Origin of the sequence: Streptococcus sp. k-378, from assembly GCF_013277505.1 — a bacterium.
GTDB classification, from domain to species: Bacteria; Bacillota; Bacilli; order Lactobacillales; family Streptococcaceae; genus Streptococcus; species Streptococcus pseudopneumoniae.
On record NZ_VMNC01000031.1, the window covers coordinates 1 to 1,033 of the forward strand.

General features: G+C 37.5%; 2 pseudogenes. One reads left to right on the top strand and one right to left on the bottom strand.

From position 1 onward, the window contains the following. A pseudogene (locus HT719_RS03725) lies at nucleotides 1-572 on the bottom strand (transposase family protein); the annotation flags it as partial. Between the two features lie 255 nt (nucleotides 573-827). Between HT719_RS03725 and HT719_RS03730 the strand changes: the two are divergent. Next, nucleotides 828-1,033, top strand: a pseudogene (locus tag HT719_RS03730) (hypothetical protein); the annotation flags it as partial.

Below are 1,033 nucleotides of genomic sequence, written 5' to 3' on the forward strand. Positions count from 1 at the left end.
CTTCATGAGCCCTTGATAAGCACTGTCAGCCAAGATTTTACCAGCTTGTCCGATATTTCTGCGATTCATTTTGAACAACTTCATATCATGACAATAGTTCACAGCGAGCTCCAAAGAAACAATTCTCCCTTGACTTGTGACAATCGCTTGAGCCTTCATAGCGTGGCATTTCTTTTTACCAGAATAATTCTCTAATTGTTTTTTAGGGCGATTGATTTTTACTTCCGTCGCATCAATCATTACCGTGTCCTCAGAACTGAGAGGAGTTCTTGAAATCGTAAAACCACTTTGAACAAGAGTTACTTCAACCCATTGGCTCCGACAGAGTAAGTTGCTTTCGTGGATACCAAAATCAGCCGCAATTTCTTCATAAGTTCGATATTCTCGCACATATTGAAGAGTGACCATAAGAAGGTCTTCTAGGCTTAGTTTAGGTTTTCTTCCACCTTTTGCGTGTTTACCTTGATAAGCTGTTTTAATACAGCTAACATCTCTTTAAAAGTCGTGCGCTGAACACCAACAAGACGCTTGAATCGTGCATCAGTTAGTTGTTTACTTGCTTCATAATTCATAGAACTATTGTACCATATTTTGTTTCGCAGGAAAGTCTAATATATAAATAGCAACTTACGACTATTTACCCCACTGTACCTCCTATGAAGAGTATACAGTCTAGTAGCAATTATACCACCCCCCCCCCGAATTTTGCAAGGAAAAACATTTGATTTTTTAGGTTTTGTAATTCGAATGTGATAATGTCTTTAGTAAATCGAACGTGAAAATGTCCCATTTGATAAAATAGTCGTATGAAAAGTATCCAACTGAATATGAATGAAACGAAAAAATATCTTGTGATAAAAGCTATAGACCAAGGAAAGAAAACAAAGAATCGAGCCTGTGTCGAACTGAATCTTTCTGAAAGACAAAGCAATCGTCTGCTACTAGCCTATCAACAGAAAGGAAAAGAAGTCTATTTCAGCAGAAAGACGAAAGCATTCGTTATAAAAGAAGTTGACGGTGACATCTACCTCAA